Raw genomic sequence first — 20171 nt, forward strand, 5'->3', positions numbered from 1 at the left:
AAGAAATTCGATGTGTCATTGTTACCGGACTTTTTGAACATCCTCTTTAATAAAGAAAGATAGTTTTTAAGAAAACCTTTACATGCGAGGGGGCTCATAATGAAGAACAAAAAACGGCGTTCCTTTCAATTAAATGAAAAGCAACTGGGGTATGCCATGGTTATCCCGTCGCTTATTCTTGTATTTGCGGTTGTGCTATGGCCGGTGGCACAGTCTTTTTATAACAGTCTGTTTGATTACCGATTGAACGACCCGACGCGTTCCCAGCTGATGCTGAGTGCGCAGATTGACCTGGAGCGGTATCTTGATAATTATTTTTATATGGATGGGGATCTGGAAGCCCTGGAAACCCAAGTTGAATCCGAAGAAGCTTCCAGCACCATTTCTTCTATTCGGCAAAACATAGTAGACTATCACGAACAATTGCTCAGTGACGAGGAAATCGCTCAAAAGGCGGAACAAGTGAATGAAATGCTGGCAAACTTTACCCCAGTGCTCAATGATGAGCTGAAATATGCCAACATTGATAAAGATTTTGCCTCGGATTACCGAGAAGCTCTCTTGTCCTATCAGGCGGAACTAAACTCCATCGCGGAAAATTTGAACGATGAGCAAGTTGTCCAGCAGTTCACTCAGACAGCCGGATTGCTTGGTGCTGTCAGTGAAAATATTCTGGAGTCCAATTTTATCGGTCTAGCTAATTATGGCAAGTATTTGCAGGATGCCAGGATGTGGCAGTCGCTCTGGAATACCACTTTCTTTACCGTGGTCTCTGTTGCGCTGGAACTGGTGCTTGGCCTGATGATTGCTCTTTTGATTAACCGTGCATTTAAAGGCAGGGGTCTGGTAAGGGCTTCCGTGCTTGTCCCGTGGGCAATACCGACAGCAGTAGCGGCAATGATGTGGGGGTTCCTGTATGACGGGCAATCCGGTATCGTCGCCCATTATCTGGCCAGCCTGAACCTGATACCTGAAGAATCCTGGCTGCTTTCCACAGCTGAAGGCGGGATGTTTTCCGTCATTCTCGCTGATGTATGGAAAACCACCCCGTATATGGCATTATTGCTTTTAGCCGGACTTCAGACAATTCCGGAATCCCTGTATGAAGCATCCGGTGTGGATGGTGCCAATAAATGGCAGCAATTCTGGAGAATTACGTTGCCATTATTGAAATCCTCGATTTTGGTTGCTTTACTATTTAGAACCCTGGATGCCTTCCGTGTATTCGACCTGATCTATGTATTGACAGGCGGCGGACCGGCGAATTCCACGGAGTCCATTTCGATTTATGCCTATAAAACACTATTTGCCCAGCAGAACTTCGGTGAAGGATCTGTCCTGTCGGTAATCGTGTTCCTATGTGTGGGCATCATCAGTTTCATTTACGTCAAATTAATCGGTTCGGATCTCTTTGATGGCCGTACAAAGTAAGGAGGGGATAAAATGAATAAACGAGCAGGAATCGGATTTTACGTATTTTTGACTATCTTTGTGTTTGTCGTGATGTTCCCGTTTATCTGGGTGTTTTTGACATCAATTAAGCCGGTTGGGGAAATTTTCTCTTCCTTCCGCTGGTTTACCACCAATCCTACCCTTGAATCGTACGAGGCTGCATTGACGAACCGTCCGCTGCTTCGCTACATGCTGAACAGTTTTGTCGTCTCCGGACTGACAACGCTGCTTGCATTGGCATTTGCCTCGTTTACCGCTTATGCTGTAACCAGGCTGCCAATTAAAGGGAAGGGTCTGATTCTTGGTTTGGTGCTGGCGGCATCGATGTTTCCGCAAATTGCGATTATCTCGCCAATGTTTAACCTGATAACGAACTTAGGGCTGCGTAACAGTTATCTGGGCCTGGTGATTCCATATATCACCATCAGTCTGCCGCTGGCGATCTGGATTTTAGCCACATTCTTCAAGAAAATTCCATTTGAGCTGGAGGAATCAGCCAAATTGGATGGGGCAAGTCCATTTCAGACATTCCGGAAAATCATTTTTCCACTGGCAGCTCCTGGGGTGTTTACGACAGGAATTCTCGTGTTTATTGCGGCCTGGAATGAATATTTATTCGCATTAACAATTAACAGTGATGACATGTGGCGGACAGTGCCTGTAGGTATTTCCATGTATCAGAGCCAGTATTCGATTCCATGGGGCGATATTTCTGCAGCAACGGTGATTGTAACGATCCCGATTGTGATACTGGTACTGTTCTTCCAGCGCAGAATTGTTTCTGGACTCACCTCCGGATCCGTCAAAGAATAATCACACCCAACTGAAAAAGGAGTTATGCTAAAATGAACGTAACCGTATGGAATGAAAACCGCCACGAAAAAACCAACCCCGTGGTGGCGGAAATTTACCCAGAGGGAATTCACGGGGCGCTCGCCGGCTTTCTGCGGGAAGACGACCATAACGTGACAACCGCAACCCTGGATGAGCCGGAACATGGCCTGACAGATGAAGTGCTGGAGAGTACCGATGTGCTTGTTTGGTGGGGCCACAAAGCCCATGACGAAGTAAAAGAAGAAATCGCAGAAAAAGTAAAGCAGCGGGTACTTGATGGCATGGGGCTTGTCGTTTTGCATTCCGCACATTTTTCCAAAGTGTTTCAAAAGCTGATGGGGACGGGCTGTGATCTCAAATGGCGCGAAGCCGATGAGAAAGAACGTCTCTGGGTGGTGGATCCGACGCACCCGATCACAGAGGGGATCGGCGAATATATTGAGCTGGAGAAAGAAGAAATGTACGGGGAGCATTTTGACATTCCGGCCCCGGATGAGCTGCTTTTCCTGAGCTGGTTTGAAGGCGGCGAAGTGTTCCGCAGCGGCGCGACGTTTAAGCGCGGGCGCGGCAAGGTCTTTTATTTCCGCCCAGGGCATGAAACTTATCCGACCTACCATAATAAAGAGATTCAGCAAGTCATCCGGAATGGGGTCAAATGGGCGGCAAATACGAATACGCCTCAGCCAGTAAGGGGCAACCATCAGCCGCTGGAGAAAATCGGAGAATAATGAAGGGAGAAGAGGAATATGACAGCAACTTTACGTGTGGCAGTGATTGGCTGTGGGAGCATAGCCAAAAATCGCCATCTGCCAGAACATAGCAACAATCCTAACGTAGAAATCGCAGCAGTATGCGATATTGTGGAAGAGCGATCCCAGGCTGCGGCGGACAAATACGGAGCCAAAGCCTACACAGATTATAAAGATTTGCTTGCGAACGAACAGATCGATGCAGTAAGTGTCTGCCTGCCCAACTATCTGCATGCGCCTGTCTCGATTGCGGCACTGAACGCGGGTTGCCATGTATTATGCGAAAAACCGATGGCGACCTCCAGCGAAGAAGCAGAGCAAATGATTGAAGCAGCAGAGAGAAACAACAAAAAATTGATGATCGGTCACAACCAGCGTTTTGTCGCTTCCCACCAAAAAGCCAAGCAGTTGATCGAGAGCGGGGAAGCCGGGAAGATTTACAGTTTCCGCACGACGTTTGGCCATGGCGGTCCGGAAGGCTGGAGTGCAGACGGAGCCAGAAGCTGGTTCTTCAATAAAGAACAGGCATTTATCGGTGCGATGGGGGACCTTGGCGTGCACAAGGCGGATCTCCTGCGCTACTTATTAGGAGAGGAATTCACTAAAGTTTCCGGGTTTGTGGAAACGTCTGCAAAAGAAAATACGGATGTCGATGATAATGCTGTCCTGATTTTGAAATCGGAAAGCGGTGTGCTTGGTACGCTTGCGGCAAGTTGGGCTTATAACGCCAAGGAAGACAACTCCACGATTATTTACGGCGAAAAAGCAACGCTGAGACTGGAAGACGATCCGGATTATTCCCTGGTTGTCCAGTATACGAATGGCGAGGTCGTCAAATATGAGCTGGGCGGCATTCAGTCCAATGAGGAAGGCGGCCAGACCACTACCCATGTGATCGACCATTTTGTGGAGTCGATTTTGCAGGATACCGAACCATTGATTGACGGCAGAGAAGGCATGAAATCATTAGAAGTCATTCTTGCCGCATTGGAATCCCAAAAGCAAACGGAGAGATAGCAGATGACAAAGCTGAAAATGGGCATTATCGGTGTGGGCGGGATCGCGCAGCAGCGGCATATCCCCGCCTACCAGAAGATGCAGGACAAAGTGGAAATAACGCACGTGTACGATGTCAATTCAGAGCGCGCCAGAGACGTCGCCGAGCAGCATAACATTCCGTATGCAGCAGAAAGTTTTCATGACCTGTTTACCAAAGTAGATGCTGTGACGATTTGCACGCCGAATAAATTTCATGCGGAAATGGCGATTGCCGCTCTGGAAGCGGGATTGCATGTGCTTTGTGAAAAACCGATGGCCATGACTGCCGGGGAAGCCGAGCAAATGACGGCCGCTTCCAAGCGTTCCGGCAAACTGCTGCAGGTTGCCTATCACTATCGCTACACGGAAACTGCCCGGACGGCGAAACAGGCTATTGAAGGTGGCGAAATCGGGGATCCGCTCGTGACGCGTGTGCAGGCATTGCGGAGACGGAAGGTGCCGGGCTGGGGCGTATTTACCAATAAAGAACTGCAGGGTGGCGGCAGCCTGATTGATTATGGCTGTCATTTCCTTGATTTGGCGCTCTGGCTGCTTGATGATCCCGAGCCGGTTGAAGTGATGGGCACCACCTATAACCGCCTGAGCAAGACGCCCAATCAGCTGAACGACTGGGGCGCTTTTGACCCGGAAACGTTCGATGTCGATGACCATGTTTCCGCATCGATTCGCTTTGCGGATGGTTCATCGATGCTGTTTGAATGTTCCTGGGCAGCCAATATTAAGGAAGACACGAAACACTTGAGCATCTCCGGCGCGGACGGGGGCTTGAGCCTCTACCCGTTCGAAATCTATCAGCCGAAACATGGAACATTTATGACCAACACCGCAAAGGCGGATCACAACGAAACGGAAGCAGGGGATCTCCAGGCAGTGAATTTCGTGAACAGCTGTCTCGGATTGGCCATTCCAGTGGTAAAAGCAGAAGAAGCGATGCAGACAACGCGGATCATCGAGGCAATTTACAAAAGCAGCGAAACTGGTGCAAGCGTGAAATTGTAAGAGAAAATGACAGGAGGGGATAGCAATGAAATTAGGTGTATTTACCGTATTATTTGCAGAAAAGTCATTTGAAGAAATGCTCGACACCGTGAAAGATGCCGGGCTCCAGGCAGTGGAAATCGGTACAGGCGGCAACCCCGGCGAAGCGCATTTAAAGCTGGATGAACTGCTGGAGAGCGAGGACAAGCGGAAGGATTACTTGGAAAAGGTAGCCTCCCGCGGACTGACCATTAGTGCCTTCAGCTGCCATGACAATCCGATTTCACCGGACAGAGCCCATGCAGAGAAGTCGCATGACACGTTCGTGAAAACGGTGAGGCTGGCCGAAATGATGGGCGTGCCTGTAGTCAATACATTTTCCGGCGTGCCGGGTTCCAACGAGGATTCCAAATTTCCCAACTGGCCCGTAACCCCATGGCCGACCGCTTACAGTGATATTTTTAACTGGCAGTGGGAGAAAAAGCTGATTCCATATTGGAAGGAAGCGGGGCAATATGCCAAAGACCATGGCGTGAAAATCGGCATCGAGCCACATGCCGGCTTCCTCGTCCATACACCGCATACGATGCTGAAGTTAAGGAAAGCGACGCATGATTCGGTGGGCGCCAATCTCGATCCGAGTCATCTCTGGTGGCAGGGTATTGATCCGGTCGCAGCGATCAAAATCCTCGGCAAGGAAAACGCGATCCATCATTTCCATGCCAAGGACACATACATTGACCAAGATAATGTCAACATGTACGGCCTAACTGACATGCAGCCATATTCTGAAGTGCAAACCCGCGCCTGGACATTCCGCTCCGTCGGCTACGGCCACAGCTCCCAGGAGTGGTCCAACATTGTCAGTGCTCTTCGGACATACGGCTATGATTACGTGATGAGCATCGAGCACGAAGACCCGATTATGTCGATTGAGGAAGGCTTTGGGCAAGCGGTGAAGAACTTGAAGCGTGTGAATATTGAAGAGCGACCTGCTGATATGTGGTGGGCGTAGAATAGGATGGGACCAGCCTGGGGGCTGGTCTTGTTTGTGATTTGGGGGGGAGCGACTTCAGCGCGGGGACAAAAACTTCCGGTCGAGAGGGAGAACTTCTGGCCGAGAGCAGAAACTCCAACCCGAGAGCGGAAACTTCCGCGATCAAGCACGAACTAGGGAGATTGACTTATCTCCGCTCTCTAAGAGTGAATGTCTTCCTAAGACTAAAATACCAAAAAATTGATTCTTTAAAGAAAATTATATAAAATTTTATAAAAACGTACAAACCTATGATATAATAAACACATGCAATAGTCGCTTTTTTGAGGGGTCGGCGCATTCTCATCGTTATAGTGCCACACGGTATGGTATAACGAAAGGGGGTGTTACCAATGTCTGAATTTCAGGCGTTGGTTTTAATGATTGCTTTTGCAACACTTGTTGTATCAATCGTCGGCCATAAAAAATAGACCTCCGTTGGTCTTGCAGAAGCGTGAGGTCTATTCCTTATAAGCGTCGCCCTCTTGACGGGCAAGCGATTCATTGCTGGCCGGGGATATTGGCGTATCTCCGGTCCCCATTAATTTTATGTCTTCCTAATACATAGTATACCATGAAAAGGGGGGTTGCAAACTGGGAAATGGAGGAGTGGGAGTTTGTAACAAAAATGATAGAAAATTTTAAAACAAAGGTAAATCTATGGTATAATCAAATCATGCAATAATCGCTTTTCTCAAGGGGGGTCGGCGCATTTTCTGTCGTTGTAGTGCCATTGCGGTATGCTATAGCGAAAGGGGGTGCTGCCTATGTCTGTATTTGAGGCATTGGTTCTAATGATTTCGTTCGCAACCTTTGTTGTGATATTCTTAGGCCATACAAAATAGACCTCCCTTAGATTTGCAGTCGAGGGTGAGGTCTATTTTTCTTGCTCGCGCTGGCCCCTCTTGAAGGGGAAGCGATTCATTGCTGGCCGGGGATATTCGCGTATCTCCGGTCGTTTTTAATTTTATGTCTTTCTATTTATAATATACCACAATTATGGATTTTGCAAACAGGGAAATGTGTGTTTTAATAACCTGAAGTAACAGGCAACAGTCACATTTAGCTTCTCTCCTATGCTATAATAAAGCCAGCAAGTAAACGCTTAAACGGAGGATTTGCCATGCAGCGCGGAAGTTTTCAATTAATGAAATCAGTCAATAAATCAAACGTCTTAAATAAAATCCGTACATCCGAGCCGATATCCCGGGCACAAATTGCCAAAGATACAAAGCTTACACCGCCGACTGTCAGCAGCATTGTCAAAGAACTGATCGAGCAAGGTATTGTTAGAGAAAGTGAGCTTGGTGCCTCTCAGGGCGGACGTAAACCGAAAATGCTGCTGATTAATCGGGATGCTTTTTATGTTATCGGGGTCGATGCTGGCCCGGAAACGGTGGAATGCATTTTGACCGACTTATCAGGGGAGATTTTTGAACGGACCTCAAGTAAGCTGCAAAGGCCTATTACCAATGATCAGTTTCTCGCGATTTTAAAGGAAAACATTGATAAAATTTTTCAATCTTCCAGAACCAACAAAGAGAAAGTAATCGGCATTGGTGTAGCTATGCACGGGGTGGTGAATCGGGAAACTGGAACCTCACTAAGGGCGCCTAACCTTGGGCTGGAGAACATTCCAATCAAAACCGAACTGGAGCAGGCTTTTAACGTAATTGTGCAAGTGGAGAATGACGCACGAGCCATGGCACTGGGGGAATCTTGGTTTGGCGGTCATGGAGATTTCACCAGTATGGTGGCTGTCAACATTGGACGCGGTGTCGGATCCGGCGTTGTGATTAATGGAAAACTGTATCACGGCGCGCAGGATATTGCCGGTGAAATCGGACATATGACCATAGATATGAATGGAGAAATCTGTGAATGCGGCAATCCGGGCTGTCTGCAAACGTTCGCTACAGGAAAAGCAATTGCGGGTCGGGCGCAAAAATTGACGGGGGAGGCAACCCATTCTCTGACAGAAGAGGGAGCAAGTGTATATTATCTCGCTGAATCCGGAAATAAAGCGTATGTCGCCATTCTAGAGGAGACCGGTAAGGCAATTGGCGTTGGTCTGACCAACCTCATTCATTTAATTAATCCGGGGAAAATTGTCCTCGGCGGTGGGGTAATGAAAAGCGAGAAATATATCCTGCCAGCTATTCGCCGTTTGATTGAACAGCGCGCGCTCACCCCGGATGCCAAGCGGACGGAAGTGACTGTAACTAGACTTGGAGATGATGCGACTTTACTGGGAGCTGTTTCATTGCTGCTGGTGGAGTTGTTCGATCCCGTTTAAGCAGATTAACTGTGTGGAGGCTGGAGTTCGTTAAGGTGACCATAGTTGAATTGCGCGTGGACCCTGCAAAGTCGCGCGGGGGTCGCCGTCAAATCGCGCGAACGCACCCCAAAGTCGCGCGAACGCACCCCAAAGTCGCGCGACCGACACCGCAAATCGCGCCCCCCCACACCACAAGTCGCGTAACCAGCATCCAAAAAATCAGGCTGAACCCACATACCCGGTTCAGCCCGCCCTCCTACTATTCTGCACTAAATGTAAACACCGTCTGCTTCTCATACAATTCCCCTGCTGGCAGGACAACAGATGGAAAACCATCATGTTGCAGAGAAGCCGGCGATCCCTGAGTTTCAAAGCACATCCCGAGATGCTTGCGTGACATGCCCTCAGTTAACTCCAAATCATCACCAACCTGATTGTCAGTGTACATGACCATGCCTGGCTGATCCGTCTCTACTTCCATCTTTCTGCCTGACACAGGGTCACTTACCACAACTTGTTTCACTTTCTCCCAATCAAACAGGAAATAATGATCATATCCGCCTCCTGCCACACGATGTTGCGGAGTCTGACCACCAAAACCATCTCCAAGCTTCCGGTCCTGGCGAAAGTCAAATGTCGTTCCATCAGCATCCAGCATCCTGCCTGTCGGAATTAACTCTTCGTCCAACTCGGCAAATCGGGAACTGTCTATCACCACCTGATGCTGGTGCACGGTGCTTTTCAAATCCCCGCTCAAATTAAAATGCGAATGGTTTGTCAGGGTAAACACTGTCGTCCGGTCACTCTTCGCTTGGTAATCCAGTGTCAGCTGATTTGCATGATTTAATGTGTAAGTAACAGTCACCAGCAAGTTGCCGGGATAACCACCTGTACCATCCGGACTTTCATGGAAAAGCTTCAACCCAACGGTCTCATCCGTCTCAAATGGCTCCACTTCCCATAGCACCTGGTGAAAGCCGCCCGCACCGCCGTGCAAATGATTGCTGTCGTCATTAGCATCCAGTTGGTACTCGCGCCCGTCCAGTGTAAACGAAGCTCCAGCAATTCTCCCCGCAACCCGACCAATCAGTGCACCGAAATAATTAGTGTCCTCTTTATAATCCGCTGCATCACGATAACCCAGCACTACATTTTCCAGTCTGCCATTACGGTCAGGAACCTGAATTTCACGAATAATTCCGCCAAAATTAAGTACACGAACCATCATGCCCTGATCATTTGTCAGCGTATATTCCTTCCAATCTCCTGCTAAATAGCTGGTCTTAACGTTCATTTATCCTATCACCTCATCATTTACCGCATCAATAAATCTTCTAAAAGCTGCCTGTTCCTTGAAAACACCCGCATCTTCCAGCACACGGGCGAATTTTTTCCCAAGTTCCTTTCGTAAAATATCCTCAGCTGTATGGAGATCAGCAACAGTACCGTATTCTTCATGGAGTTGCTTGGCCCACTCCTCATGGTAATCCGCGACCTTATTCGTTTCATCCACCAGAAAATCACGAATTTCCGCTAATTCATCCTTCAACCTGGCAGGCAAAACCGCAAGACCCATCACTTCAATTAAACCGATATTTTCCTTCTTGATATGCTGGACATCCGCATGCGGGTGAAAAACCCCCATTGGATGCTCCCCGGAAGTACGGTTGTTGCGCAGTACAAGATCGAGTTCATATTCACCATCCTTCATCCGGGCAATCGGTGTAATTGTATTGTGCGGTGTGTCTCCTGAGAAGGCCACAACCTCAGAAGCTTCATCCGAATACTGTTTCCATGTCTGTAAAATATCCGCTGCCCCCATGTGGAGCTTTTCTTTTTTAGAATGACGCAGCCGGATCACCGATAAAGGCCAGTTTAATACAGCCGCCCGCACCTCAGGGAAGTTTTCCAGCTTAAAAGAAAACTGCTCTTCAGCACGGTTCATGGCAAATTCATACCGTCCCGCCTGGTAATGATCATGGCTTAAAATCGACCCGCCGACTATCGGGAGATCCGCATTGGAACCGATAAAATAATGCGGAAACTTTTCTACAAAGGCAAGCAGTCGTCCAAAGGTTTGCTCATCAATCTTCATATCACGGTGTTCTTCAGCAAGCACAATACTGTGTTCCTGATAGTACACATACGGCGAGTACTGGAGATACCAATTTTCACCGAGTAATGGGATCTGAATAACACGATGATTGGCTCGTGCCGGGTAGCCGGTTCTCCCCAGATAGCCTTCATTTTCCACACACAGCACGCACTTCGGATAATCAACCTGCTGCTTTTTCTCCCGCTCACGCTTAATCTGTTCCGGATCCTTCTCCGGTTTGGACAGATTGATCGTAATATCCATCTGCCCATACGCCGTGTCTGCCGGGAAATGGATATTATGGGAAATTCGCTTCATTTGAATATAATTGCTTTTCTTACTCAAGTTATAGAAAAAATCGGTTGCTGCCTCTGGTGATTCCTGATATTTAAGATGGAATGTTTCATTCACTGCGGATGGTCGGGCAACAAAACAATTCATGATCGAAGCGGTAAGGATTTCTTTCTCATCAAAAACATTCTCAATCACATGTTCCTTTACCGCCCAGTCGATGATTTCTTCAAGCAAATCCGGGATAGGTGCATCAACCGGCGATTCCATCTGGTCAGGGAAATCCTCCAGTCTCAGGAAGCCCATTACTTGATTACGTGTATAAATCCGGTCTCGCGGTTCAATCAGCCCTGCTTCTATCGCTTTCTCGACAAGGCCGGAGAGCAGGGGATAAATCCTCATGCTTTCACGTCCTTTCCATAACCATGCGGACGGGCGGTATGCCATTTCCACGCATCTTCCATGATCGTGGCAATGGACGTGCGCTCCGGATTCCAGCCAAGAATTTTTTTCGCTTTATCCGAACTTGCAATTAATACACTGGGATCGCCGGCACGTCGCTCACCGATTTTTGCCGGAATCTCCTTACCGGTTACATTGCGTGCTGTTTCAATCATTTCTTTTACTGAAAAGCCCTGACTGCTGCCAAGGTTGAAAATATCACTATTCCCGCCATCTTGCAGATAATCCAGGGCGAGAAGATGGGCCTCGATCAGATCCTCGATATGCACATAATCACGGATACAAGTTCCGTCCGGTGTGTCATAATCCTCGCCGAAAATGGTGATGTGCGGTCGCTGTCCGAGTGCCGCCTGCAAAATAATTGGCACCAGGTGTGACTCGGGACGGTGATCTTCGCCAATTTCTCCTGATGCCCGCGCGCCGGCAACGTTAAAATACCTTAGAGAAACATAGCGAATCCCGTGTGCTTCTGCTGTCCACTTCATTAATTTCTCCATTGTCAGCTTGGTTTCCCCATACGTGTTGGCTGGCATTGTTGGCATTTCCTCCGTAATTGGCACGGTCTCAGGCTCGCCATAGCACGCCGCGGTGGAGGAAAACACAATATGTTTCACTCCATGCTCGACCATTGCCTCAAGCAGCACCTGCGTTCCATACACGTTATTGTCAAAGTAGGAAAGGGGTTGCTCCATCGATTCGCCGACAAGAGAGTGGGCCGCAAAGTGAACGACAGCGTCAATCTGTTCTTTGCTGAAAACAGATTGAAGAAAAGCTCTATCCCGTATATCCCCTTGATAAAAGCTTGCCTCTGGATGTATTGCCTCCGGATGGCCGGTGTTCAAATTATCAATTACCACCACACGCTCCCCACGGTCAATCAGCTGATAAACCGCATGTGAACCGATGTAACCAGCTCCGCCTAAAACGAGTATACTCATTTTAACACTTCCTCTATTTTGATTTCTTTCGCACCATCATGAATCGAAGCAATATAAAAATCAGCGTCATAGCCGATTGCCCGCCGGTAAATATCGCCCACCTTTTGCTGAAAAGCTTCTACCTGCTCTTTTTCCACGATAGCAATCGCACACCCGCCAAAACCGGCACCAGTCATGCGTGCGCCAATCACACCATTTTGTTCCCAAGCTGCCTGTACCACCGTGTCCAGTTCCAAACCGGTCACTTCATAATCCTGCTGTAAGGACAGATGAGACTCATTCATCAGTTCACCAAAGCTGAACAAATCACCTGCACGCAGCTTTTCCAATGCTTTCAGCGTCCGCGCGTTTTCATAAACGGCATGTTTCGCGCGTTTGCGGTTGATGTCCTGGCTGATAAGGGATTGATTCAGTTCAAATTCTTCCGGTGTCAGATCTCCTAAACTACTAATAGAGAGTTTGATTTGCAGCTCAGCCAGTGCTGTCTCGCATTGCTGACGCCGCTCATTGTATTTCGACCCGGTCAGCGTCCGCTGTTTGTTGGTATTCATAATAATGATGGCATGATCCTCCAACACGATCGGCGCATATTCATACGCCAATGTTTGGCAATTCAGCAGCATGGCATGATCTTTTTTCCCCATGCCAATGGCAAACTGGTCCATAATGCCGCTGTTCACACCAATATAGCTGTTCTCCACCTTTTGGCCAAACTGCACCATCTCCAGACGAGCGATGTTCAGATCGAACAGCCCCTCCAGTGCAACCCCGGCTGCCAGTTCTATCGAGGCAGAGGAGGAAAGCCCTGCACCATTTGGGATGTTGCCATAGAATAACAGGTCCAAGCCCTCTTCAAATTCGTAGCCTGCTTCCTTCACGATTTTCAGCATTCCTTTCGGATAATTCGCCCAATCATGCTTCTCATCATAAGCCAGGTTATCAAGCTCACATTCTATCACCCCGGCCTCCGGGAAATTCTTTGAGTAAAAACGAAGCGTCCGGTCTCCCCGTTTTCTTCCCAAGGCATACGTTCCAAAAGAGATGGAAGCGGGGAAGACATGGCCTCCATTGTAATCCGTATGCTCGCCGATCAGGTTGATGCGGCCTGGGGCGAAGAAAGAGCGGGGGGATTGGTTCGTTTGAAATATGTTTTTAAATTCTTTTATTAGATTACTGGTGTTCATGAAGCACCTCCTAGAATTAAGATAGTATTTACACTATGTTAGTTAATTTATTTAATTAACTACAACTTTACTACGAGATTCAAAAAAATTCAATATGTAAATAAATGATCTAATGAAGAAGGGATTATTCTCTTATTGTTTAAGTATAGAAGAGGTATAGAGAATATTGAAGTTTACATGATAGAGAATGTTAAAAAAAACCGATAACAATGAACGCATCACCAGAGAAACTTCTGTGCCTGCGGTTACTCGGTACAAATAAAAGATTCCTAAAACCGCCATCTCCTGGGGTAGTTCGCTATTCGAAACTGCGCTGCCTCGAACTTCTCGTTCCTTGTTATATAACATGCACTGATAAGCTATATTTATTGTTTCCAAGTGTTGACGGGGGAGGAATCTCACATTACCATATTTATTAACAAAAAAACATCACTTATCTATCAATGATAAAGAGAAGAAGAGAATTCGTCAGGTTTACAAGAAAAACATTTAAGATATTTAAGTAAATTAATTAACTAAGTTATTGACAAAACCTTGACTGTGCTTTATATTATTAAATAAATTAATTAAGTGTACATTCGAATTTGAATTCTATTTTTAGAATGGATTGGAGGGTATTATGGTGCCAGATTGAGCATTCGCTTTTAAAACCATGTGGAATAGCTGTTTATTCTCATAGTTTATGAAAAATGCAAGAGTTAATTTATAAGTTTTTTGGAAGCGAATACAGCACTTATGTTGCAGGGCAATGAAAAAGAGGTGTTAAGGTTGGAGTTATTATGAAGGTTCGTTTTAGCAGACTATCTAAAGGGTCTTTGACTACTAAAAGAAATTTTATCCGTTTCCATACTATATGAGGAGGTAGCATTATGAAAAATACTTCAAAAGTAATCAGTTTTGTGATGGGTTTGATTCTAATAATGGTCTTGGTTGGATGTGGTAATGCATCTAATGGTGAGTCAGGAAGTGGAGAATTTCAAATTGATGAAGACATTACAATGTATGTACCGTTTAGTGTTGGTGGTGCACTTGATGTAAGAGCACGTGTAATAGCAACATTTCTGGAAGAAGAACTTGGTGTGAACATAACTGTGGAAAATCCAACAGGTGCTGGTGGTGTTGTTGGGATAGCAGAATTTTTAAACCAAGGCGGGCCATATGATTTAATGTTTAGTGATGTGAATACTACACTTGGCCTTACACCACAGGTTACGGATACTCCTTGGAGTCCGGATGACCTCCAGCCTGTAATTTCTCTTGACAGAGAGCAGTTTGGTCTATTTACGAACCCTGAGGAGACGAATATTAGCAGTTTTGAGGATTTAGTAGAATATGGTGAATCAAATCAAATACAATTCGGAAGCGGCGGTCCCGGAAACATTACACATCTGCTTCAAGATGCTTTATATACAAGTTTGGGACTGGAAGCGGAAACCATACCTCATAACGGTGCTCAGGAAGGGTTAACCAATGCTTTAGGTGGTCATAATGATGTCACTTTAGCGGGTCTTAAATTGGCAGAGCAATTTGTAGAAGATGGAAGATTGACCCCCATCCTAACTTTCAGTGAAAATGAATATACAGACTATGAAGGAGTCGATCCGGTTCCCCCAGTATCAAGTATTGCAAATGAGGGAGACTTTGTGTATGAAAGTCTGATGGCTTTCAGTATGAAGAGTTCAACAGAACCTGAAGCAGTTGAAGCAATGTATAATGCTATATCAAATGTCTACGAAAATCCAGATGCTATGGCAGAACTGGAAAACGTGAATGTTGAAGAAATTACTGAAATGAACGCAGAAGAAATCAGTAATGAATTAGAGGAAAAAACAGCTGCTATGGAAGCGATGCTTGAATTAACTGAATAAAATTATGTGTTTTAGGGGGTTATTATGGAAATTAGAATACCCACCAATTTAGTGGGGGGCATCATAATGATGCTCCTCTCTATTATAATTTGGTTTCTCATACCAGAACAAATTGCTACTGATCCTGCATTCCAGGGTGGGATTGTAGATTCAAGATTTGTGCCGAGAATATTAGTAGGCATTATGTTTATTTTAAGTATGTTTCTAATTACTTTAAGCTTGATATTTAAGAAAGAAAATATCGTCGTGTATGATTTAAAAAACGAATTTAGAGCGTTTGGCTATTTAGGTATATTGGTTCTGTATGTGCTATTGGTGAACTATGCAGGATTTCTGATTGCCTGTTTGCTAATGGGGATTGGAACGTTGGCCTATATGAAATCAAAGTCTTTAAAATATTACATGATTATAATAGTGGCTTTTCTGATTATATACTTTGTATTTACTAATTTACTGGCAGTTCCACTTCCTGGAATGGGGGTATAAGCGTGTTTGATGTATTTATAGATGGTCTCATTCAATTTTTTGCCTGGGAAACTTTTTTGTTTATGAATATCGGCATACTGATTGGCATTATATTTGGTGCAATACCAGGTTTAACAGGTAATTTGGGAATTATCATATTTTTACCGTTCAGCTTTTCAATGGATCCTCAGACTTCAATCATCTTTTTGATGGCGATTTTTATTGGAGGAGAATTTGGGGGATCAATCAGTTCAATTCTAATTGGAATACCTGGAACCAATGCAGCTGTAGCAACAATGCTGGATGGGTATCCACTTACCCAACAAGGTCATGGTAAAAAAACGCTGATAACTGCATTGCTTGCTTCTGCTGTGGGAGGGACCATCAGTGGAATTCTGTTACTTGTCGCCGCACCAACAATCGCAAATTTTACTGTTAATTTTGGCCCGCCTGAGTACTTTGCGTTAACGTTATTTGGGATATCGGTCGTTGCTGGTATAAGTGGAAGAAATCTTGCTGCAGGAATTATTTCCGGAAGCATAGGAGTCTTACTTTCCCTGGTAGGTATGGATACGGTTAGCGGTTCACAAAGGTTCACATTTGGTGTTACTGAGTTAATGAGTGGTTTACCATTGCTGCCTCTTCTCATTGGTGTCTTTGCCGTACCCAGTATAATTGAACAATTGGACGCAACAAATTCCAGTAAAAAAGAAGAGTCAAAAAAAGTTCTAATAAATAGTAAAAGCAAAGATCCTTTAACGAAGAAAGATGTAAAGAAGGTAACACCAACCATATTGCAGGGATCCTTCATCGGTAGTTTTATTGGTGCAATCCCCGGGGCGGGAGCAAGTATCGCAGCTTTTATGAGCTATGACCAGGCAAAACGGTCTTCTAAAACCCCTCAAAAATTTGGTAAAGGGGAGATAAAAGGAGTCGTAGCTTCAGAATCTGCTAATAATGCGGTTACGGCAGCTTCGTTAATACCACTTTTATCATTGGGCATACCAGGAAGTCCTTCTGCTGCAGTATTACTTGGAGCGTTTATGGTTCAGGGAATGGAGCCGGGACCAACATTATTCGAGAATCAAGGAGTAATTCTTTATGCCATTATGATTGGGATAATTGTAACCAGCTTTTTTATGTTTATACAGGGAAGAATACTTTCGAAGTATTTAGTAAAAGTAACAAATGTACCTTATCAGGTAATGGTTCCATTACTTGTTCTGATGTGTACGGCAGGGGCATTTGCTGCAAATAACTCTGTGTTTGGTATGCAAGTGTTCATTATAGTTGGTATAGTGGCATTTATATTAAAGAAACTTAACTTTCCACTGGTACCTATTGTTCTTGGTTTTGTACTTGGCCCATTATTAGAGTTTAATTTAAGAAGAAGCCTGGTTATGTCGCAAGGTAGTTGGGATATATTCATTACCAGACCAATCAGTCTTGCTTTTATTGCGATGACCACAATATTTCTCATCTATACCTTGAAGAAAAACAAAGAGCAAGAAAATTAATCTTTAAGGAAAGTATTGCTAAGCAAGTTACGGGTAGTCCATAAACTTGATAAATGAAATGCTTTTAAAATGGAAGATGAAAGAAGGTGTTATATTGAGCAAGCCAAATATTCTTATTTTCATGACCGATCAACAGCAGGCGCAAGTGACATATCCTGATCATCCCTGCCGCACCCCGAATTTGGATCAGCTGGCAGCGGAAGGGGTCCGGTTTAATGAAAGTTATACAACAATGGCGCATTGTTGCCCATCAAGAGCATCATTCATGACAGGTTTGTATCCATCACAGCATGGAATTTATAATAATGTATCGAACGAAACTGCAATCCATAAAACGTTGAATGAAGGGGTTACGACATTTGCTGAACAGTTAAAGAGTGCCGGATACAGTATGCATTTCTCCGGGAAGTGGCATATTTCTGCAGAAGAAAACCCAGCAGACCGCGGGTGGGAGGAACTGGAAGTATCTGCTGACAAAAACGCCTACATGGGGAAAAAAATTCACGAATGGAGAGAAACTGATAAAAAAGAAAATACCGGTGACAAGCGAAAGAATGGAGAAATTGCTCGCAGGGGCTGGGGGGATTTTCAGTTATACGGGTCATCATCAACTCCGCTTGAAGAGACGCATGATAACCTTGTTGTACAAAAAGCAATAGACCGACTGCAACAACTTAAAAATCAATCCGATCCATGGTGTATGTATGTAGGTACGTTTGGGCCTCATGATCCCTTTGTCATTCCTGAAAAATACGCAAAGATGTACAATCCGGAAGATGTTGAGCTCCCACTGAATTATGGGGATACTTTCAAAAACAAACCTGGTGTGTATAAGCGAATGCGTCAAGTATGGGATCAGTTAACCGAACAAGAGGTGAAAGAATCGATCGCCCATTATTGGGGGTACTGCACCATGATGGATGATTTGTTTGGCCAAGTTTTGGATGCTTTGAAATCTACCGGTCAAATGGATGATACGCTCATCTTATTTATATCAGATCACGGGGAAAGTCTTGGTGCACACGGTCTCTATTTGAAGGGAATCAGCCCTTATGATGAAACGTATCGTGTGCCTTGCATCATTCGTTGGCCAGAAGGGGTCCGTCAACCGGGCAGAGAAGTGGATAAGCTGATAAGCATGATTGATTTTGCCCCTACGTTTTTGGAGCTGGCAAATGTACAAAAGCCGGAAGAAAGCAAGGGCAGAAGCCTGTTGCCATGGTTAAGAAATGAGGTGCCACAGAATTGGAGAGATGCGGTTTTTAGTCAATGCAATGGTGTGGAAGTTTACTATACACAAAGAATCGTTCGAACGGAGCGGTATAAACTTGTTTATAACCCAACAGATGTAGATGAACTATATGATTTGCAGGAAGATCCGTTTGAGTTAAAAAATGTGGCTGATCGTACGGATATGAAAACTATCAAAGAGTCATTGTTTATTAAAATGTGGAAAGAAGCCGCAGATGTTGATGATATTATTTTCAATTCGTATCCTACCGTAGCCACAGCTGACATTGGCCCCGCTGAGGCAATAGGTAAAGATCAAGGAAGGAGTGACTAAAATTGGCCGAACAACAAGACAATCGCCCGAACGTTGTTGTTTTTTTTACTGATCAACAGCGATGGGATACAACTGGGGTGCATGATAACCCTTTAGATTTAACCCCCAATTTTGATCGAATGGCTAAAAATGGGACACATGTAAACAATTCATTCACATGTCAGCCAGTATGCGGCCCAGCTCGTTCGTGTCTTCAAACGGGACTTTATGCTACCGAGTCAGGGTGTTATCGCAATGGTATCCCGTTACCATCTGATACCAAGACTATGGGTCACCATTTTGCTGAAGCAGGTTATCACACCGGCTATATTGGTAAATGGCATCTGGCTGATGAAGAGCCTGTTCCTGAATCGCAGCGAGGCGGCTATGAGTACTGGCTGGCTGCCAACGTCCTGGAATTTTCTTCAGACGCTTATAACACGGTCGTCTATGACAACGATAACGAGTCTGTAAAACTTCCGGGGTATCGTGTGGACGCACTAACTGATGCCGCCATTCGTTATATTGATCATCATCAGAACGAACCTTTCTTTTTGTTTCTTTCGCATCTTGAGCCCCATCAGCAGAATCATCGGGATGAGTATGTTGCCCCTGATGGGTATCGCGAGCAGTATATTTCACGCTGGACTCCACCTGACCTTGCGTCATTAGGCGGAAGCAGTCAACAGCACCTTCCTGGCTATTACGGAATGGTAAAGCGCCTGGATGAAGCTTTGGGACGATTGATAGATACGTTAACAAGTTTGAATCTTCTTGACAACACGATTATCCTTTTTACTTCGGATCACGGATGTCATTTCAAAACACGGACGGCCGCATATAAGCGTTCATGTCATGAAAGTTCGATCCGCGTGCCGACCGCTATTCAAGGTCCTGGTTTTGATGGGGGAGGAAGGGTTAATGAGTTGGTCAGTTTAATTGATCTTCCGCCAACGTTATTGGACGCAGCAGGTATCGAAGTGCCTTCTGAAATGCAGGGTCGTTCCCTTCTTCCGCTCTTAAAAGGAGATAAACAAGGATGGCCGGAGGAAGTTTTTGTCCAAATCAGTGAAACACAGGTCGGACGATGCATACGTACACAACGATGGAAGTATAGTGTCAAGGCTGTGGATAAAGATCCGGTAAATGACTCCTTTTCAGAAGAGTATCATGAAGAATTTCTTTATGATTTGCAAAATGATCCATACGAATTGACAAATCTTGTTGGGTTTAAGTCTCATCAAGAAGTTTCGCAAACTCTAAGAGAGAGGCTCATTCAAAGAATCATCAAGGCTGGAGAACCGGAACCGGTGATTATTCCGGCACAGGTAAAACCAAGCGGTCAGCGAAGTGTGTCTTTGGAGGATGGGCATGTTTAATCAAGAAGTTTCTTTCGAGGCTGAAAATATCGTTTGGAAAGGT

Annotated in this window: 18 protein-coding genes; 14 read left to right on the forward strand and 4 right to left on the reverse strand. The window is 45.4% G+C overall.

Annotated features, from left to right (window positions below; translation table 11 throughout):
* Nucleotides 1–99: 99 nt before the first annotated feature.
* The 9 genes from CEG13_RS01695 to CEG13_RS01725 all read left to right on the forward strand — a co-directional run bounded on the left by CEG13_RS01695 (nucleotide 100) and on the right by CEG13_RS01725 (nucleotide 8404).
* A complete protein-coding gene (locus tag CEG13_RS01695) occupies nucleotides 100–1431 on the forward strand; it encodes a carbohydrate ABC transporter permease (protein WP_100010030.1) in 1332 nt (443 codons plus the stop codon).
* A 12-nt stretch (nucleotides 1432–1443) separates the two neighbouring features.
* Nucleotides 1444–2265: a carbohydrate ABC transporter permease gene (locus CEG13_RS01700; RefSeq protein WP_100010031.1), complete on the forward strand. Its 822-nt coding sequence runs from the start codon at nucleotides 1444–1446 to the stop codon at nucleotides 2263–2265.
* A 32-nt stretch (nucleotides 2266–2297) separates the two neighbouring features.
* On the forward strand, nucleotides 2298–3014 hold the full coding sequence (locus CEG13_RS01705; protein ID WP_100010032.1) for a ThuA domain-containing protein: 717 nt from the start codon (nucleotides 2298–2300) through the stop codon (nucleotides 3012–3014).
* Between the two features lie 18 nt (nucleotides 3015–3032).
* Entirely contained in the window at nucleotides 3033–4052 is a 1020-nt protein-coding gene (locus CEG13_RS01710; RefSeq protein WP_100010033.1) for a Gfo/Idh/MocA family protein, read from the forward strand.
* Between the two features lie 3 nt (nucleotides 4053–4055).
* Nucleotides 4056–5093 (forward strand): Gfo/Idh/MocA family protein, encoded by a 1038-nt coding sequence (locus CEG13_RS01715; RefSeq protein ID WP_100010034.1) that lies wholly within the window; start codon nucleotides 4056–4058, stop codon nucleotides 5091–5093.
* A 25-nt stretch (nucleotides 5094–5118) separates the two neighbouring features.
* Entirely contained in the window at nucleotides 5119–6087 is a 969-nt protein-coding gene (locus CEG13_RS01720; protein WP_100010035.1) for a sugar phosphate isomerase/epimerase family protein, read from the forward strand.
* Nucleotides 6088–6461: 374 nt separating this feature from the next.
* The gene (locus CEG13_RS19330; protein ID WP_420843782.1) at nucleotides 6462–6539 is read left to right on the forward strand and encodes a putative holin-like toxin; all 78 of its coding nucleotides are present in this window, start codon (nucleotides 6462–6464) and stop codon (nucleotides 6537–6539) included.
* 336 nt (nucleotides 6540–6875) lie between these two features.
* Nucleotides 6876–6953 (forward strand): putative holin-like toxin, encoded by a 78-nt coding sequence (locus CEG13_RS19335; protein ID WP_420843783.1) that lies wholly within the window; start codon nucleotides 6876–6878, stop codon nucleotides 6951–6953.
* Nucleotides 6954–7231: 278 nt separating this feature from the next.
* Nucleotides 7232–8404 (forward strand): ROK family transcriptional regulator, encoded by a 1173-nt coding sequence (locus CEG13_RS01725; RefSeq protein ID WP_100010036.1) that lies wholly within the window; start codon nucleotides 7232–7234, stop codon nucleotides 8402–8404.
* A gap of 241 nt (nucleotides 8405–8645) precedes the next feature.
* Here CEG13_RS01725 and CEG13_RS01730 read toward each other — a convergent pair whose 3' ends face one another.
* Genes CEG13_RS01730 through CEG13_RS01745 form a run of 4 tightly spaced genes read right to left on the reverse strand, consistent with a single transcriptional unit; the run spans nucleotide 8646 to nucleotide 13356 of the window.
* Nucleotides 8646–9680, reverse strand: a complete 1035-nt coding sequence (locus tag CEG13_RS01730) for an aldose epimerase family protein (protein ID WP_100010037.1) — start codon at nucleotides 9678–9680, stop codon at nucleotides 8646–8648.
* On the reverse strand, nucleotides 9681–11174 hold the full coding sequence (gene galT / locus CEG13_RS01735; protein WP_100010038.1) for a UDP-glucose--hexose-1-phosphate uridylyltransferase: 1494 nt from the start codon (nucleotides 11172–11174) through the stop codon (nucleotides 9681–9683).
* The gene (gene galE / locus CEG13_RS01740; protein WP_100010039.1) at nucleotides 11171–12172 is read right to left on the reverse strand and encodes a UDP-glucose 4-epimerase GalE; all 1002 of its coding nucleotides are present in this window, start codon (nucleotides 12170–12172) and stop codon (nucleotides 11171–11173) included. Before galE ends, galT begins: the two co-directional genes overlap by 4 nt.
* Nucleotides 12169–13356: a galactokinase gene (locus tag CEG13_RS01745; RefSeq protein ID WP_100010040.1), complete on the reverse strand. Its 1188-nt coding sequence runs from the start codon at nucleotides 13354–13356 to the stop codon at nucleotides 12169–12171. The genes galE and CEG13_RS01745 overlap by 4 nt, the downstream gene beginning before the upstream one ends.
* 869 nt (nucleotides 13357–14225) lie before the next feature.
* Here CEG13_RS01745 and CEG13_RS01750 point away from each other — a divergent pair.
* The 5 genes from CEG13_RS01750 to CEG13_RS01770 all read left to right on the forward strand — a co-directional run bounded on the left by CEG13_RS01750 (nucleotide 14226) and on the right by CEG13_RS01770 (nucleotide 20128).
* Entirely contained in the window at nucleotides 14226–15224 is a 999-nt protein-coding gene (locus CEG13_RS01750; protein ID WP_100010041.1) for a tripartite tricarboxylate transporter substrate-binding protein, read from the forward strand.
* A 24-nt stretch (nucleotides 15225–15248) separates the two neighbouring features.
* Complete coding sequence (locus CEG13_RS01755) at nucleotides 15249–15710, forward strand: tripartite tricarboxylate transporter TctB family protein (protein ID WP_100010042.1); 462 nt, start codon at nucleotides 15249–15251, stop codon at nucleotides 15708–15710.
* 2 nt (nucleotides 15711–15712) lie between these two features.
* On the forward strand, nucleotides 15713–17206 hold the full coding sequence (locus tag CEG13_RS01760) for a tripartite tricarboxylate transporter permease (protein ID WP_204758479.1): 1494 nt from the start codon (nucleotides 15713–15715) through the stop codon (nucleotides 17204–17206).
* Between the two features lie 94 nt (nucleotides 17207–17300).
* Complete coding sequence (locus CEG13_RS01765) at nucleotides 17301–18770, forward strand: sulfatase family protein (protein WP_158234624.1); 1470 nt, start codon at nucleotides 17301–17303, stop codon at nucleotides 18768–18770.
* Between the two features lie 2 nt (nucleotides 18771–18772).
* On the forward strand, nucleotides 18773–20128 hold the full coding sequence (locus tag CEG13_RS01770) for a sulfatase family protein (protein WP_100010044.1): 1356 nt from the start codon (nucleotides 18773–18775) through the stop codon (nucleotides 20126–20128).
* Nucleotides 20129–20171 lie beyond the last annotated feature (43 nt).

The sequence above is a fragment of the Lentibacillus sediminis genome, from assembly GCF_002763455.1.
GTDB classification, from domain to species: Bacteria; Bacillota; Bacilli; order Bacillales; family Amphibacillaceae; genus Lentibacillus_D; species Lentibacillus_D sediminis_A.